At 73.5% G+C, this 14,336-nt stretch carries 12 protein-coding genes; 3 read left to right on the top strand and 9 right to left on the bottom strand.

What is annotated here, in order from left to right; all coding sequences use genetic code 11:
• Window positions 1–26: 26 nt before the first annotated feature.
• The 9 genes from KME66_RS05445 to KME66_RS05410 all read right to left on the bottom strand — a co-directional run bounded on the left by KME66_RS05445 (window position 27) and on the right by KME66_RS05410 (window position 10,383).
• Window positions 27–2,168 (bottom strand): prolyl oligopeptidase family protein, encoded by a 2,142-nt coding sequence (locus KME66_RS05445; RefSeq protein ID WP_216319585.1) that lies wholly within the window; start codon window positions 2,166–2,168, stop codon window positions 27–29.
• On the bottom strand, window positions 2,165–3,607 hold the full coding sequence (locus KME66_RS05440; protein WP_216319580.1) for an MFS transporter: 1,443 nt from the start codon (window positions 3,605–3,607) through the stop codon (window positions 2,165–2,167). The genes KME66_RS05445 and KME66_RS05440 overlap by 4 nt, the downstream gene beginning before the upstream one ends.
• Window positions 3,607–4,566 (bottom strand): hypothetical protein, encoded by a 960-nt coding sequence (locus KME66_RS05435; RefSeq protein WP_216319577.1) that lies wholly within the window; start codon window positions 4,564–4,566, stop codon window positions 3,607–3,609. Before KME66_RS05435 ends, KME66_RS05440 begins: the two co-directional genes overlap by 1 nt.
• On the bottom strand, window positions 4,563–5,759 hold the full coding sequence (locus tag KME66_RS05430) for a radical SAM protein (protein WP_073221013.1): 1,197 nt from the start codon (window positions 5,757–5,759) through the stop codon (window positions 4,563–4,565). Before KME66_RS05430 ends, KME66_RS05435 begins: the two co-directional genes overlap by 4 nt.
• A complete protein-coding gene (locus KME66_RS05425; protein WP_216319574.1) occupies window positions 5,756–6,748 on the bottom strand; it encodes a hypothetical protein in 993 nt (330 codons plus the stop codon). The genes KME66_RS05430 and KME66_RS05425 overlap by 4 nt, the downstream gene beginning before the upstream one ends.
• Entirely contained in the window at window positions 6,723–7,919 is a 1,197-nt protein-coding gene (locus KME66_RS05420) for a glycosyltransferase (protein WP_216319571.1), read from the bottom strand. Before KME66_RS05420 ends, KME66_RS05425 begins: the two co-directional genes overlap by 26 nt.
• A gap of 426 nt (window positions 7,920–8,345) precedes the next feature.
• Window positions 8,346–8,468, bottom strand: coding sequence for a hypothetical protein (locus KME66_RS34385; protein WP_269086418.1), 123 nt, complete (start codon window positions 8,466–8,468; stop codon window positions 8,346–8,348).
• A 382-nt stretch (window positions 8,469–8,850) separates the two neighbouring features.
• Window positions 8,851–9,264: an NTP pyrophosphohydrolase gene (locus KME66_RS05415; RefSeq protein ID WP_216319568.1), complete on the bottom strand. Its 414-nt coding sequence runs from the start codon at window positions 9,262–9,264 to the stop codon at window positions 8,851–8,853.
• 39 nt (window positions 9,265–9,303) lie between these two features.
• The gene (locus KME66_RS05410) at window positions 9,304–10,383 is read right to left on the bottom strand and encodes an LCP family protein (protein ID WP_216319565.1); all 1,080 of its coding nucleotides are present in this window, start codon (window positions 10,381–10,383) and stop codon (window positions 9,304–9,306) included.
• Between the two features lie 171 nt (window positions 10,384–10,554).
• Here KME66_RS05410 and galE point away from each other — a divergent pair, with 171 nt between their 5' ends.
• The 3 genes from galE (at window position 10,555) to KME66_RS05395 (ending at window position 14,286) form a co-directional block, all read left to right on the top strand.
• Window positions 10,555–11,589, top strand: coding sequence for a UDP-glucose 4-epimerase GalE (gene galE, locus KME66_RS05405; protein ID WP_216319563.1), 1,035 nt, complete (start codon window positions 10,555–10,557; stop codon window positions 11,587–11,589).
• A gap of 73 nt (window positions 11,590–11,662) precedes the next feature.
• Entirely contained in the window at window positions 11,663–12,766 is a 1,104-nt protein-coding gene (locus tag KME66_RS05400) for a hypothetical protein (RefSeq protein ID WP_216319560.1), read from the top strand.
• Entirely contained in the window at window positions 12,763–14,286 is a 1,524-nt protein-coding gene (locus KME66_RS05395; RefSeq protein ID WP_216319557.1) for a hypothetical protein, read from the top strand. The genes KME66_RS05400 and KME66_RS05395 overlap by 4 nt, the downstream gene beginning before the upstream one ends.
• Window positions 14,287–14,336: the final 50 nt, after the last annotated feature.

The following is a 14,336-nucleotide window of genomic DNA, read 5'->3' as shown; positions in this document are numbered from 1 at the left end:
CCTGCGGTCCCCGCCGGACCGCATCCCTACCCCGCGGCGCCCCCGGCCGGCGCCGGCAGCCCCACCTGCCCGGCCAGAAACGCCAGGCACTCGGCCTCCAGCGCCACCACGCGCGAGACGGCGCGGGCGCCGTGGCCGACGCCCCGTTCCAGGCGCAGCAGGACCGGACCGGCGCCGGACGTCGCGTGCTGGAGAGCGGCGCACATCTTGCGCGCGTGGAGCGGATCGGTCCTGGTGTCGCCGTCCGACGCGGCCAGCAGCACCGCCGGGTAGGCGGTGCCGGGCGTGACCCGGTGGTACGGGGAGTAGCTCAGCAGCGTCCGCGCCTGTGCGGGGTCGCGCACACTGCCGTACTCGGGCACCCAGCTGGGCCCCAGCCCCGACGACTCGAAGCGGACCATGTCCAGGAGCGGGACCCGGCACACCGCGGCGGCGTACTTCCCGGGCTCCTGGGTGAGGGCCGCGCCGACCAGCAGCCCGCCGTTGGAGGAGCCCATGACCGCGACCCGGCCCGGTGCGGCCCAGCCGGCCGCCAGCAGATGGTCGGACGCGGCGGCGAAGTCGTCGAACGTGTTCTGCTTGTTGGCCCCGCTGCCGGCGAGGTGCCACTCCTCGCCCTCCTCGCCGCCGCCGCGCAGCCCCGCCCAGGCGAAGACGCCGCCCGCGCGGACCCAGGCGAGGACCTGCGGCCGGTACTGGGGCGACATGATCTGGCCGAAGCCGCCGTATCCGGCGAGGAGGGCGGGGCGCGGCACGTCCGGACGTCCGGTGGGGGAGATCACGAACATCCGGACCGTCGTCCCGTCCCGCGACGGGAAGGCGACCTGCCGGGTGACCGCCCCCGCCGTCTCCGGAACGTGCCGGGCGCCGTGCTCCCACCGCGTCACCCGGCACGTCCGCCCGTCGAAACGCAGGATGCGCGTCGGCGTCACGAAGTCGGTGTAGGTGAACCAGGCCTCGTGGCTGCCGTCCGGACCGGCCGCGAAGGCGCCGACGGTCCCGCTGCCCGGCAGCGGCACCGAGGCCACCTGTCTGCCGTCCGTCAGGTCGTGCACGGTCACTTCCGCCACCGCGTGGCGGGTCCAGCCGGCCAGGCCGAGCGGATGGTCGAGCTCCGGTCCGGAGACCACCGCGAAGTGGTTGAGGACCGCGTCGGAGCGTGGCGCGATCACCTCCCGCCACGCCTCGGGCCCGCGCTGGAGGGCGTCCGGAGGGCAGGCGACGACACGGCCGCGAGCGGCCGAGTGGTCGGTGCGCAGCCACACCGGGTCCTGCGGCGCGGTCCCGGGCGCCACGTGCAGATGGGTCGCGGCCGGGGTGTTCTCCTGGACCGGCGTCAGTGACGGCCGCTCCGGCGGACCTGCCGTCAGGTCGGCCAGGTAGAGGTCGGTGCGCCGGCCGGTGCCCCGGGTGGCCCTGATCCCCAGCCAGCGGCCGTCGGCGGAGACGGACACGCTGTAGAACTGGGTCTTCTCCCGGCCCTCGCCGAAGACCAGGACGTCGGCGCCGGGCGGGGTCCCGAGCCGGTGCAGCCAGACCCGGCGGTGGTACTGCTCCTCGCCGGGGTTCAGCCGGGGGTCCAGCCGCCGGACGTAGTAGAACGCCTCGCCGCCGGGCAGCCAGGCGACCGACGACCGCCGTACCCGGTCCACCGGCCCGTCGACGATCCTGCCGGTGGCCACCTCCATCACCTGGAGCCGGGAGTCCTCGGTGCCGTCCCGGGAGATCTGGAAAGCCAGCAGATCGCCCTCCAGGGACGGCTGCCAGGCGTCGAGGACCGTGCGGCCGGACCGGTCCAGGACCTGGGGGTCCAGCAGTACCCGCCCGGTGCCCGCGCCGGGCTCCGCCACCATCAGCACGGGCTGCTCCCGGCCCGCGTCCTGCCGCAGCCAGAAGACCCTGCCGCCGCGGACCCTGGGCGGTGCCGCGCGGTCGACGGCGGTGAGCGCCGCCACTTCCGCCTCCCACCGCTCCCGGCCGGGCCAGGCCGCACGCTCCGCCGCGTACAGCGCCTCCTGCTCGGCGTCCCAGCGGACCACCGCGGGCGCCTTCGCGTCCTCCAGCCAGCGGTACGGGTCGTGGACGGGTGTCCCGTGCAGCTCGTCCACGACGTCCTGCCGGGCGGTGCTGGGATAGGCGTACGGTGTGGTTCGGGCGGCGGAGGTCACGCGGTGCTCCCTCGTCGTGGTGGGGCGGGCGCGGCAGCGGGGGCCCGTACGGCGGTCTCGTCGGCCGGTCCGCCCGCCTCGCCGGCCGGCTCTTCCCGGGCCGGCTCTCCGGCGGGCTCGCCGCCCTCGGCGGTCGCCGTCTCCGGCAGGGCGCTGCGGGCGTAGAAGCCGGACAGCAGGATGCACAGCCCGGCGGCGGCGATGATCGTGTCGACGGGACCGAACCGGAGCCCTGCCACCGAGCCCTCGAACCCGTGCAGCACGCTCCCGGCGAGCCAGCCGGACAGCGCCGCCGCGACCATCGCCGCCAGCTGCGTCATCGGCTGGAACACGGCGACGACCCGCCCGCGGTACTCGGGGGTCGCCGCCGAGAGCAGCAGAGGGGCCATCGCGGTGTTCAGGACGGTGATGGGAACGGTGAACAGGACCAGTACGACGATGCCGCCGACGAACCCGGTCTGCCGGGAGTAGACGACCAGCAGGGTGCCGCTCACCAGCAGGCTGACCCAGGTCGTCCGCCGTGCCCCGAGCCACTGCACCACACGGCCGGCGCACAGCGCGCCGACGACGCCGCCCACCCCGATCGCCATGCCCACGTAGCCGAAGAGCCGGGCCGACATGCCGAGGTTCTCCGTGGTGAAGAAGATGTTGAGCGTGTTCAGCGCACCGGCCCCGAACTGGCCGATCACGGCGAAGACCAGCAGTGCCACCAGGAACGTGCTGCGCCGGAAGAAGCGGAGGCCCGCCACGAACTCCGGCAGTACGCCGGAGCGCCCGGCGGCGGCCTTGCCCGTGCCGCCCCCGTCGGCGGGAGCCGGCTTGGAAGGCGTCACCCGGACCGCGTGGATGGCGACGTACGACACCAGGTAGGACAGCGCGTTGAAGAGCATGGCCCATTGCACGCCCAGGGTGAAGAACAGCGGGGCGGCGAGCGGCGGGCCGACGATCAGCGCCGTCTGGCTGGTCGCCTGGGTGATGCCGGCCGCCCTGGCCCGGTCGGCCTCTCCGGTCACCAGGTCCGCGATGATCGTGAAGCGGGCCGGGGCGAAGAACCGGGCGGACGCGTGGAGCACCAGCACGGTGCCGTAGACGAGGACGAGCCACACCCCGGCCGGCAGCGCGTCGGCCGGCAGGAAGGAGACGGCGGCCAGCAGGGCCACCAGCCCGCCGCGCAGCGCTTCGGTGCCGAGCATCGTGCGGCGTTTGTCCCAGCGGTCGACGAAGACCCCCGCGATCGGACCGACGACCAGCACGGCGGTGCCGCCTGCCACCAGGACGCCGCTGACCGCCGCCGGGGCCCAGGTCTCGTCCTTCGCCAGCACGGTGGCCACCCAGAGCATCAGGGTGGTGCTGAAGACCATGTCCCCGACGGACGAGACGGCCTGGCCGAACCAGAGCCGTGTGTAGTCGCGGTTGATGAGGATCGGACGCGGTGCCATCACGGCCTCCCCGTGGACAGGACGATGGTCATGAGCGCGGTCACCAGCGTGGTGTGGTACGCCTTCGTGAAGAACTCCGCGGGCGGGGCCGACGGGGACGCCATGAGCGCGGCCGACCGGCCCGGGATCGCCCCGTCGGACCGCTGTGCCCGAGCCAGGCACGCCACCGCGGCGGCTCCCGAAGGGGTGCGCAGCGGCTCCTGCCCCAGGATGTACTGGGTGATGACGAGTTCGGCGGCGAGGTCCCACCGCTCCTGCTCGACGCAGTGGTCCAGCATCCGGCGGACCAGGTCGCGCAGGGGTGCCAGGGCTTCCTCGGAGAGTCCGGTCGCGGTGTGCCCGTAGTCGCCGAGGAAGAACGCGGCGTGGGTGAGGGAGTACCCCTCGGAATCGCTGAGCGGCGCCTCGCTCTCCACCGACGGCGCTTCCCCGGCAGCGTCTCCCCGGGACACGTCTGCCCGCGCCTGCGCGGGCAGCGTGACCAGAGGGCTCAGCCCGACCAGTTCGGCGTACGGCTCGATGGTGTGGTCCGCACCGGCCTTGTCCGCGTAGAAGCGGGTCTCCATGCGCTTGAGCGGAGACTTGCCGGCCGGTGAGAGGGAGTCGGGGCCGAGCCGGGCGAGCGTGGCCCGGCGCAGCGTGTCGTCGATCCCGTCGGGCGCGAGCGCGGCGAAGACCAGTCGGTAGGTGGGGGCGGAAGGGGGGTGCGTGTCGAAGAGCCGCGGGAAGTCCGGGTTCTGCCAGAGCTTGCGCAGCAGGGCGGTGGCCCCGTGCAGCCGCTCCCCGTGGGGGCCGCCGGTCCGGGCCGAGCAGTGGCAGAGCAGCGCCAGTTCCAGGACGGCCTTCGCCTGACGGTGCGTCGCCGCTCGACGGCCGGCCGCACAGGGGTCGAAGTGGTCCAGGCCGGCGCCCAGCCAGTCGAGCGTGCCGGCGGAGAGCCGGTCCAGGGACGAGGTCATCGCTGCAGGCGCTCCGTCTCGTCCAGGTAGTCGAGCAGGGTCGCGTCCACGTCGTCGCGGAACCGAGTGAGGGTACGGGCGTCCTCGTCGTACTGGTACAGGTCCTCGCAGGAGATCCAGCGGTCGCGGGTCGACTCGGCGGGCCGGTAGCCGTCGCTCACCGTGCCGACCTGCCAGTCGGGCTTGCCCGCGGTCTCCCAGCAGCTGGCCAGGGTCCCGTCCGCGCTGACCACCGCGCCGTAGCGGCCTTCGGTGTGGCCGCACGTCAGGCAGGGGCGGCGGGCGCCGGGACGGCTCACGGTGAAGCCGAGTTCGAGCGCTCTGCGCTGCCACCGGGTGAAGTGGGTCGAGAGCTCGCCCGTGTGCAGCAGGTCGTTCGCGTAGCCGATGCCCACGTCGCCGACCCGGGCGAAGTACAGGGCGCACCGGGAGGGGTCCAGCTCGCCCGCGAGCCGCTCGATGAGCGCGTCGACGCCGCCGAAGGTCTCCTGGGAGACGTTGACCCGCAGGGTCCACCGGATCGGCGTGACCTCACCGGCCGCGACGAGGTTGCGGACGATCTTGTCGTACGTGCCGCCGTTGTTCGCCCGGTTGACCCGGATGCGGTCGTGGTCCTCGCGGTCGCCGTCGAAGGTGACCTGGACGGAGTCGAGACCGAGGTCGGAGAGCCGGCGGGCGAGCCCCGGAGTGAGCAGCGTGGCGTTGGAGATCATCCAGGCCGATGTCATCCCGACGCCCGCGGCCCGTTCCAGCAGCTCCAGGCACCCGCGCGGATTGAGCAGGGGCTCCCCGCCGAACAACAGGATGCGCAGCCGGTCCAGTTCGGCGGCGGCCATCCGCCGCTGGGTGAAGTCGAGGATCGAGGTGATGGTCTGCGAGGTGAGACGCGTCCGGGCGATCCGGGGCGGGCGGCTGCCGTTCGCGGCGTCCTGGGCGGTGTTCTGGAAGCAGTATCCGCAGCCCAGGTTGCAGTTGGTGCTGGTGAGGACGGTCAGCGCGTAGGTGCGGACCGGCGGGGCGGTGAACATGCCGTGTTCGCGCAGTCGTTGCTCCGTGTCGGGCCGCAGGCCTCCCTCGGGGGTGACGTGCCGCCCGCCGAGGCGGACCACTCCGCCCCGGCCGAGGAACCACCAGTTGCGCTTGCCTTCGAGGAGGCGTGCGCCGTCCGGGAGTTGGAGCTGTTGCAGGCTCATCGCGTCCTCCGCGCTGTGGGTGATGCCAGGGTCGGGGTGGGGCGGGTGCGGCGGCTGTTGGTGAGGAGCAGCGTCGTCAGGGCGGTGACGAGCGTCGACTGGTAGGCCCACCGGAAGTACTCCTGCGGGGCGGCGGCCGCCGGGGCCCGCCGCTGGGCGGTCTTGCCGGGGATCGAGCCGTCGGGCGAACGCGCCTCCACGAGCATCCCGAGGACCGCTGTCCCCGAAGGCGTCCGCAGCGGGTCCGAGCCCAGGCAGTGCTGGGCGAGCAGCAGCTTGGCCCCGTACTCCCACGCGCCCTCGCGCACACAGTGGTCGGCGAGCCGCTCCAGCACGCCCAGCGCCCGCTCCCGGGCCTCCGCGTCCAGCCCGGTGCCGCGGAAACCGTAGTCGGACAGGTAGAACACGGTGTCCGTCACCTGGCAGACGTCGAGTTCGGCCGCCGTCATGTCGTCGGCCCGCGCCAGCAGGCTGCACGCCCACAGCTCCTCGTACGACGCGAGCTCGTGCTCCACGCCCGCGAGTTCGGCGTAGAACCTGGTTCCCAGGTGGAGGTACGGGGACTTCCGGCGCGGCAGCAGATAGCCCTCGGCGGACAGCCGGTCGAGCATCTCGCGTCGGGCTTCGGGGACCGTCCCGGCCGGGGCCAGAGCAGCCCAGATCAACCCGAACGGCCGTGCACTGCCGGGGGTATGGGCGAGGAGGCGCGGCATCTCCGGCCTGCGCCAGGCGCGTTCGACGACCGCGAGCACAGGCCGTGCGGCGATGTCGTCCGGTGCGGCCTTGAGCCAGCAGCGGCAGAGCAGCGCCAGTTGCAGCAGGGCCTTGACCCTCGGTGTCACGGGCAGTTCGGCGCGGCCGGAGGCGGAGTCGAGACGACCCGCGTGAAGCCCCAGCCACCGTCCCGTACTCGCGGCCAGGCCGGCGACGGTCTCCTCGGCGGCGGCTGTCCGACGGTCCGGGTCAAGGCCGGGCGCTCGCGTACTCATGGTCCTCCTCAGGGATCGCGGAGTGCCGGGCCACTCGCTCGACGATGTCGGCCGCGCGGGCGGCGCCGTCCGCGGCGGCCAGCCGTCGGCCCAGGGCCCGTGCACGGTCTCGCAGGGCGTCGTCCCGCGAGGCGGAGTCCAGCAGCGCCGGCCAGTTGGACAGCGCGGACTTGGGCAGGTGCACGGCCACACCGGCACGCATCAAGGCACCCGTGAGCAGGGGCTGTTCGGAGCCGTTGGGCGATGCCGCGAGAGGGCGGCCGCGCAGCAGGGCGCCCAGTACGGGGGCGGAGGTGCCGCTGGTCAGCACCATGTCGGCCAGGTCGATCAGCGGGCCCATCCAGGGCTTGCGCACCGTCAGGATGTCGGCTCCCGGGGCGGGTTCGGGGCTCGGGGAGCGCCCCTGCTCGACCACGGCCTGGAAACGGCCCCCGGTGAAAGCCTCGTTGAGGTGGGGCCACCGGCTGCCCCCTTCGAAGACCCGCCCGAGGTGTACGTACACCACGGGCTTCTCGGACCGCGCCACCTGCTCCCTGACCGCCTCCACCTCGCCCGGTCCGGGGGCCGGCTCCCAGCACAGCGGTCCCACGTGCCGGACCCGGTCGGGCAGTTCGGCTCCCGGGTACTCCAGAGCGGGATCACCGCGCAGCAGCAGCGCGTCGCCCGGCAGGGGGTCGTCGCCCCACCGGGAGCCGCGCCCCGGCAGCCCGGCCTGTTCCCGAACCTCGGCGTACTGCTGACGCATCTCGCGGGTCCGGTTGGGCCGGGGCCGGCCCAGTGGCGGTTCGCCGGTCCCGCCTCCGCGGTAGTCCCACAGATGGACGGAGAGTCCGACCACCACCACCGGGAGGTCGAGCACTTCGGCCGCGAGCAGGGTGCCGTGACACAGCACGGAGGTGATCAGGAGGTCGGCCCGGTCCGCGCGGGCGGCACGCACGGTCGCCCGGTACTGGGCCAGGGCGGACGTGCCCCACCACGCCACGGAGAACGCGCGCCGCTCGCCGAAGTCCTCCGTCGCCGCGAACGGCAGTCCGGCGTCGGCCGCGACCGGCGCGGCGCCGGACCGGCCCAGCACGCTGACGTGATGGCCGCGGCGCCGGAGTTCACGGCCGGCCGCGATCGCCGGGTAGAGGTAGCCGCCGTCGCTGAGCGGACACAGCAGGATCCTCATGACGCCTCCCGGCGGGGCCGGGCCGGGCGGATGCCGGACGGGGCGTACCGGAGCAGAGCGTCCGGTGCCGGGAATCCCGGCGCCGTGAGCCGGTGAGCCCGGTGCGAGCGCCGGTGCTGGGCCGGCGGAGCGGCGGAGGTCACGCGGTGCTCCCTCGTTGCGTGGCGGGCGGTGGCGGGCCCGAACGGGCGGGGCGGCCGGCGGTACGGGCCTGGGAGCCGCCGACGCGGCGGGGCTCGACACCACCGACGTGGCGGGGCTCGGAGCGGCCGGTGCGGCGGGCATCGGAGCCGCCGACGCGGCCGGCCCCGGAGCGACCGGCGATGACGGGCGGCGGAGGACCGACGGCGGCCGGGCCTCCGCCGCGCGGAACGCGATGTCCGAGCGCCGGAGGCCCGTGCGGTGCGCAGGACCCGATGGGACGAGTTACTGCAGCATCTCGCTGTTGTTCGTGATGCAGGTGCCCGCCTCGTCCTCGCCTTCCTCGCTGTGCGCGACGACCTCGAAGTCCTCGGACTCGGTCGGCTCCTGGCTCTGGTTCTCAGGCATGTTCGTCTCCTCGTGTCGACGGTGTCCGTTGCACCGGCTGAGAAAGAACGTACGGAGGTGCGGTATGGGAACGCCTAACCGCCGAGCCGACACCGGTATACGGCCCATGCCAGGGGCGCGGGACAGCAGGCCTCCTGCGGGGACCCGGCAGGAGGACCGGGGGCACGCGCCGGCCCCGCAGCAGGCGGGCGCGCGAGGGAGAAGGGCCGGTCAGCGTGGTCGGGGCGCGGCGGGGTCCGGACGGCCGGACCGGAGGAAGCATCGCGCCCTCAGCGCCGAGTGCCGCCGCGCTGCGACCCGGGGCGGCGGTCCGGGAAGCAGGTTCCGTGCGCCGGCCCGGACCGCGCCGCCGCGGACCGGAGGCAGCGGCCACCTGAGGCTGTCATGGCCGGAAAGGGCCGTGGGCGTTCCGCGACGGCCGTACCGTCCGGGGCCCCACGCACCGGGCCCCGTACGCCTCGACCCGCTGCCGTAGTCCGCGGTCGGCGGTGACGACGACGCACTCCCGGTCCGGCTCCGGGGCGGCCGCCAGCTCGGCGATCAGGTCGTCACCGCTGCCGGGGGCCGATGCGACCCGGACCCCGGGCACGGATTCGACACCTCGGGCGGCTCCCTCGACCACGAGCACGATCTCGACCGGTCCCGGCAGTCCCGGCAGCCCGGCCGCGGCGTACGGAACAAGGGAGTCGCGCAGCCGGACCGCCGCCCCGCGCCGGTCCCGCCACCAGCCGTCGGGGACGGACCCGACCACATTGGCGCCGTCCACGATCACCAGCACCGCTTCGTCCTCGCTCATCCCGGCAGGGTGTCACGGGGCGAGCGGTACGACGGTTCGTCAGCCCCCGGTCGCGGGGGACTTCTTCGCTTCCTCGGGGATCGCCGTGTCCTCGCGGATCGCCTTCCACAGCTGGCCGGCCTGCGGTTCTGCCGCGATCACCCGGTTCGGGTCGATCTTGTCGTACGCCACCGGCAGCATGATCGTCTCCATCGAGGCCGGGTCGACGCCGTTCATGGAACGGGCGAAATCCGCCAGCGAGGTGAGCGAGGCGAGAGAGGAGTCCGTGGTCAGCGCCTTGGTGGCCGAGTCGGCGATCTTGTAGGAGCCGGCCGGGCTGCCCAGCAGGTCCTGCGACTTGACCTCGCTCAGCAGGGCCATCAGGAACTGCTGCTGGAGCCCGATGCGGCCGAGGTCGCTGCCGTCGCCGATGCCGTGCCGGGTCCGGACGTACGCCAGGGACTCGGTGCCGTCCAGCTTCTGCGGGCCCGCGCTGAGGTGCAGCCCGGACGCCTTGTCGTCGATGTCCTGCGGTACGTCGACGGTGACCCCGCCGATGGCGTCGACCAGGTCCTTGAACCCGGCGAAGTTGATCTCCAGATAGTGGTCGACGCGGACGCCGGACATCTTCTCCACCGTCTTCACCACGCAGGCCGGACCGACCTGCGCGTAGACGGAGTTGAACATGACGCGGTCCTTGCCCGCCACCGTCGAGCCGTCGTCCTTGACGCACTCGGGCCGGGTCACCAGGGTGTCGCGCGGGATGGAGACGGCGACGGCCTGCGACCGGCCCTCGGGTATGTGCACCACCATCGCGGTGTCGGAGCGCGCGCCGCTGACGGCGCCGCCCCCGCCCAGCTCCCGGTTCTCCGCCCCGGCGCGCGAGTCCGAGCCGAGGACCAGCAGGTTCTGCCCGCTGGTGGGGAGCTTCTCCGGGCGGTCCTCACCGAGCGCCTTGTTGATGTCGACGCCCTTGATGTTCCCGTCGAGCCGGCTGTAGAGCCAGTAGACGGTGCCGCCGCCGGCGAGGAGCAGGACGAGCAGGACACCGAGCGTGATCTTGAGGCCGCGGCGGCGTTTGCGGGGCTTGGCCGCACGTCGGGAAGCGCGGGGGCCCGGGGCCGTCTCGTCGTTGCTCATCGTGCGCGAGTCCTCAAATCTCGTGGCCCGTGGGGCGCGGGGGACTCGGGTGGGGGGTGTGTCCGGTCCGTGAATGTTCGACTGACCGAGCACTATAGAACAGATGAGCGTTGGCGCTGGTGAACCCGATACGGGTAATGGGCCGCGAGCGCATCGAACTATTATTCGCTCATGACTTGGTTGATCACAGGCGGTGCGGGCTACATCGGGGCCCACGTCGTGCGTGCCATGACGGCCGCCGGCGAGGAGGTGGCCGTCTACGACGACCTCTCCACCGGGGACAGCGGGCGGGTTCCGGACGAGGTGCCCTTCGTGCACGGCTCGACGCTCGACGCCGCCGGTCTGCGCCGCACCATGAAGGATCTGGCGGTACGCGGCGTGGTCCACCTCGCAGCCAAGAAGCAGGTGGCCGAGTCGGTGGAGCGGCCGCTCCACTACTACCGCGAGAACGTCGAGGGTCTGCGGACCCTGCTGGAAGCGGCGGCCGGCAGCGGGGTGGAGGCGTTCCTCTTCTCGTCGTCCGCGGCCGTGTACGGAATGCCCGACGTGCCGCTTGTGACGGAAGACACACCCTGCGCCCCCATCAACCCCTACGGCGAGACCAAGCTCACCGGCGAGTGGATGGTGCGCGCCGCCGGCCGCGCCCACGGTATGGCGACCGCCTCTCTGCGCTATTTCAACGTCGCGGGTGCGGCCGCACCGCGCCTCGCCGACGCCGGCGTCTTCAACCTCATCCCCATGGTCTTCGAGAAGCTGACCGAGGGCGCGGCTCCGGTCGTGTTCGGCGACGACTACGACACCGCCGACGGCACCTGCGTACGTGACTTCATCCACGTCGACGACATCGCCTCGGCACACCTGGCCGCCGCCCGGGAGCTCACGGGCCGGACTCCGGGGACGGACCTGACGCTCAACATCGGCCGAGGGGAGGGGGTCTCGGTGCGGGAGATGATCGCGCTGATCGGAGAGGTGACCGGGTACGGCCCCGCGGCCGAGCCGGTCTCCGCCCCACGCCGGCCGGGCGACCCGGCCCGGGTCGTCGCCTCGGCGGACCGGATCCGCCAGGAGCTGGGCTGGTCGGCCGCCCACGACGTCCGGCGGATGGTGGAGTCGGCCTGGGCGGGCTGGTGCCTGCGGCACCCGGGCGCGCGGCGCGACCTCGCCGGGGTCCGGTCCGTGCCGTTGGGCGCGACCCTGCCCGCCTGAGGCATTCCCGTCACCCGCCATCCATGATCCATCTGCTCCCTCGCGCGGCGAGGGCCACCTGCCCGGGAGGGTGATGACCGTGCCCAGCCCCTCCCCGCGCCCGGTCGCGCGGCCGGACAACTCCCCCGGAACCGGCTTCGGTCCTCCTCTCGGCGGCCCCTGGCTCGTGCCCGGCCACGACGGCAGGCTGACGGTCTACGTCTCCGTCCAGGACGCGATCCTGCGGTGGACACAGACCGAGATCGGCGGCGTCCGCTGGCAGGGTCCGGAGGCACTCGCCGCCAAAGGCGTGACCCATGTGAGCGTCGTGTACGGGGAAAACCGCTACGCGCACTTCCTGGGGCTCCGGACACGGCCGACGGGCGACGGCTGGTCACGGGTCGACGTCATGTGCGCCACCCAGTACCAGACAGCCCGGCCCATGACGCGGTGGCACGCGCTCGGGAACCCGCACAAGGACATCGAGATGGCCGCCGAAGTGGGTGCGCCCACGGGGACCGTCACGCCCGACGGCGCACTCCACGTCTTCGTCCCGACCGGCTCGGGCACGGTGGAGCTGTGCCGCGAGGACGCGAAGGGCGCCTGGAGTGCCTGGAAGCGCCTTCCGGCGGCCGGCGTGACGGACGCCCCGGCCCCCGCGGCGACGTCGACCGGCCTGGTGGAGCTGCTCGTTCCCACCCGAGTGTCGGCCCTGCGTCTGCACGGGACGAAGCCCGGCGCCGCTCTCGAACGCGCGGAGGAGGCGGGGGTCGTCCCGGTGCCGGGTTCGGCGACCCCGTTGGAGACCGGCCCCGGCCGGATCACCTACTACCTGACCGACGCGGCCGGCGGCAGCGTGGTCGCCCTCCGGCCGGGATTCTGGCCCCTGCCGCTCGGAGGGGCCCCGGCGGACGGTCGCGTCGCCGCGCTGAGAGCCCCTCTCGACGGCCTCGACTGCACGGTGCTGGCCGTCCGGGGGGCCACCGGGACCGTCAACCTGGGCGTGTGCGCGACCGAGGGGGAGCAGTCCGGTCTGTGGTGGACCGACACCGCGATGCACTGTCGGAGCGACCCGTCGCTCGCGCGTGACGGGCACGGGCGCGTGGTCGTGGCGGTGCTGGACGCCGAGGGCCGGCCGGCGGTGGCGCGCCAGGAGGTCGGTCAGGGCCTGACCCTCAGTGACTGGAGGCTGATATGACCACCGCCGCTCTCCCGAGGGTGACGGTCGTCGCCGCCCAGCACCGGGACGCCGTTCTGCTCGTCGCCCAGCAGCAGGACGCCGCCGCCCTGGGGGTGCTCTGCGCCCGGAGCGACGACAAGGAGGGCCGCGCGGCTCTCGACCGGGCTCTGGCCGAGGCCGAGAGCCGTGGCTGCCGGGTCGTCCATGCCCCGCGGACGCTCACCGGGCAGTCGGGCACCAAGGAGGAACTGCTGCGGCAGTTCCTCGAACTCCGCCCGCAACGGCTGCTCCTGCCGGACCCCGATCCGGTCCGGGTGGGGTACGACCGGAGCGCCGGCGTGCCGCTGCACGACGTGCCGCCGGAGCAGGCGGCCACCGCACTCGACGCCTTGGCGGCAGCCCGGGAATATCAGCACAGCACGGGAGAGCCGGTCTTCGTCGACTGCCGCAGGGCGGGGGCGGACGCATCCGCCGATGCCGCCACCGTGGTGCGCTACCCGTGCACGACGCGCTGGCTGACCGAGGGCTTCGACGGGCGACTGAGCGCCTTTCTTCCCTCCGCGGGCGGTGTGCTGCGCTGGACCCAGGACGAGCAGGGCGGCCGCGCCTGGAAGGGACCCGAGCTGCTGGCCGGGCCTTCCCTGATGCCGGGCCTCTCCGTACTCCGTGATCAGCACGGGTTCGTCCACCTGCTGGCGCTGCGCAGGACGCCGCGGAAGGACGGCGGGGAGGACGTCGCCGTCGTGAGGGCGGCGCAGTACCGCGCGGGTGGCCCGCTCACCCCCTGGCACTCCCTCGGCAGCCCCAATCCCGGCGACCGGTACAAGAGCCGTGAGGTCGGGTTTCCGGCAGCTGGCTTCGACGCGTCGGGCACCCTGTTCGTCTTCGCCCGGAACTTCGGACACAGCCTCAGCTTCCGGGCGCAGGGGGCTGACGGCCGCTGGGCGCCCTGGCAGCACCTGAGGGGTGCGAGGATCGCCGACGAGCTCGTGACGGTGACCACGGCCCGGGGCGAGGTCGAGGTCTACGCCCGTGCCCGGGACTCCACCGCCGTGGTGCGGTGGCACCGGTCCGGTGCCGGCGGGGGCTGGACCGAGGACCGGACGGCGCTCTCCGCCGCTCCGGGCTCCCTGTCGGCCGGTCCTGAGCCGGGCACCCTCCTCTTCCGGGATCCGCACACGAATGAGCCCTGTGTCTGGCAGCCGGGCGCCGTCTCCGCCGTGCCGATCGGCGGTGCGGACGGCGTGGGACCCGTCACCGGGGTCCTCGGCGTCCAGGCGGAGGGCTGGACGTACTCGGCCCTGGTGCGTTCCGGTCCCGGTGGCAGCTGTGTGGTGGGCGCCCACGTACAGGGGAGGCCCGACGCCGGTGTCTGGTGGAACGACCTCGGCGCGCACTCCTCCCGCATGCCCGCGATGGTTCACGACCGCACGGGCGCAGTGACCTTGGCAACGGTCGACGTCAGGGGCCGGTTGTCGTGGACGAGCCGTTTGTCACCGAACGGGCCTTTCGAGTTCGGTTCGTGGCACACAACGTGACACTTCCCCGTCGAATGTGATCACTCTGCGACCTGAGCGGCGGCAAAAAT

Origin of the sequence: Streptomyces sp. YPW6 (genome assembly GCF_018866325.1) — a bacterium.
Lineage (GTDB): Bacteria > Actinomycetota > Actinomycetes > Streptomycetales > Streptomycetaceae > Streptomyces.
This window is presented reverse-complemented; position numbering and strand designations above follow the sequence as displayed.

Bases quoted from the DNA above. Each gene is read 5' to 3' on its own strand.
- KME66_RS05440 (WP_216319580.1), bottom strand. From the start codon at position 3,607: ATGGCACCGCGTCCGATCCTCATCAACCGCGACTACACACGGCTCTGG.
- KME66_RS05410 (WP_216319565.1), bottom strand. From the start codon at position 10,383: ATGAGCAACGACGAGACGGCCCCGGGCCCCCGCGCTTCCCGACGTGCG.
- KME66_RS05395 (WP_216319557.1), top strand. From the start codon at position 12,763: ATGACCACCGCCGCTCTCCCGAGGGTGACGGTCGTCGCCGCCCAGCAC.
- KME66_RS05430 (WP_073221013.1), bottom strand. From the start codon at position 5,759: ATGAGCCTGCAACAGCTCCAACTCCCGGACGGCGCACGCCTCCTCGAA.
- KME66_RS34385 (WP_269086418.1), bottom strand. From the start codon at position 8,468: ATGCCTGAGAACCAGAGCCAGGAGCCGACCGAGTCCGAGGACTTCGAG.
- KME66_RS05415 (WP_216319568.1), bottom strand. From the start codon at position 9,264: ATGAGCGAGGACGAAGCGGTGCTGGTGATCGTGGACGGCGCCAATGTG.
- KME66_RS05420 (WP_216319571.1), bottom strand. From the start codon at position 7,919: ATGAGGATCCTGCTGTGTCCGCTCAGCGACGGCGGCTACCTCTACCCG.
- galE (WP_216319563.1), top strand. From the start codon at position 10,555: ATGACTTGGTTGATCACAGGCGGTGCGGGCTACATCGGGGCCCACGTC.
- KME66_RS05400 (WP_216319560.1), top strand. From the start codon at position 11,663: ATGACCGTGCCCAGCCCCTCCCCGCGCCCGGTCGCGCGGCCGGACAAC.
- KME66_RS05425 (WP_216319574.1), bottom strand. From the start codon at position 6,748: ATGAGTACGCGAGCGCCCGGCCTTGACCCGGACCGTCGGACAGCCGCC.
- KME66_RS05435 (WP_216319577.1), bottom strand. From the start codon at position 4,566: ATGACCTCGTCCCTGGACCGGCTCTCCGCCGGCACGCTCGACTGGCTG.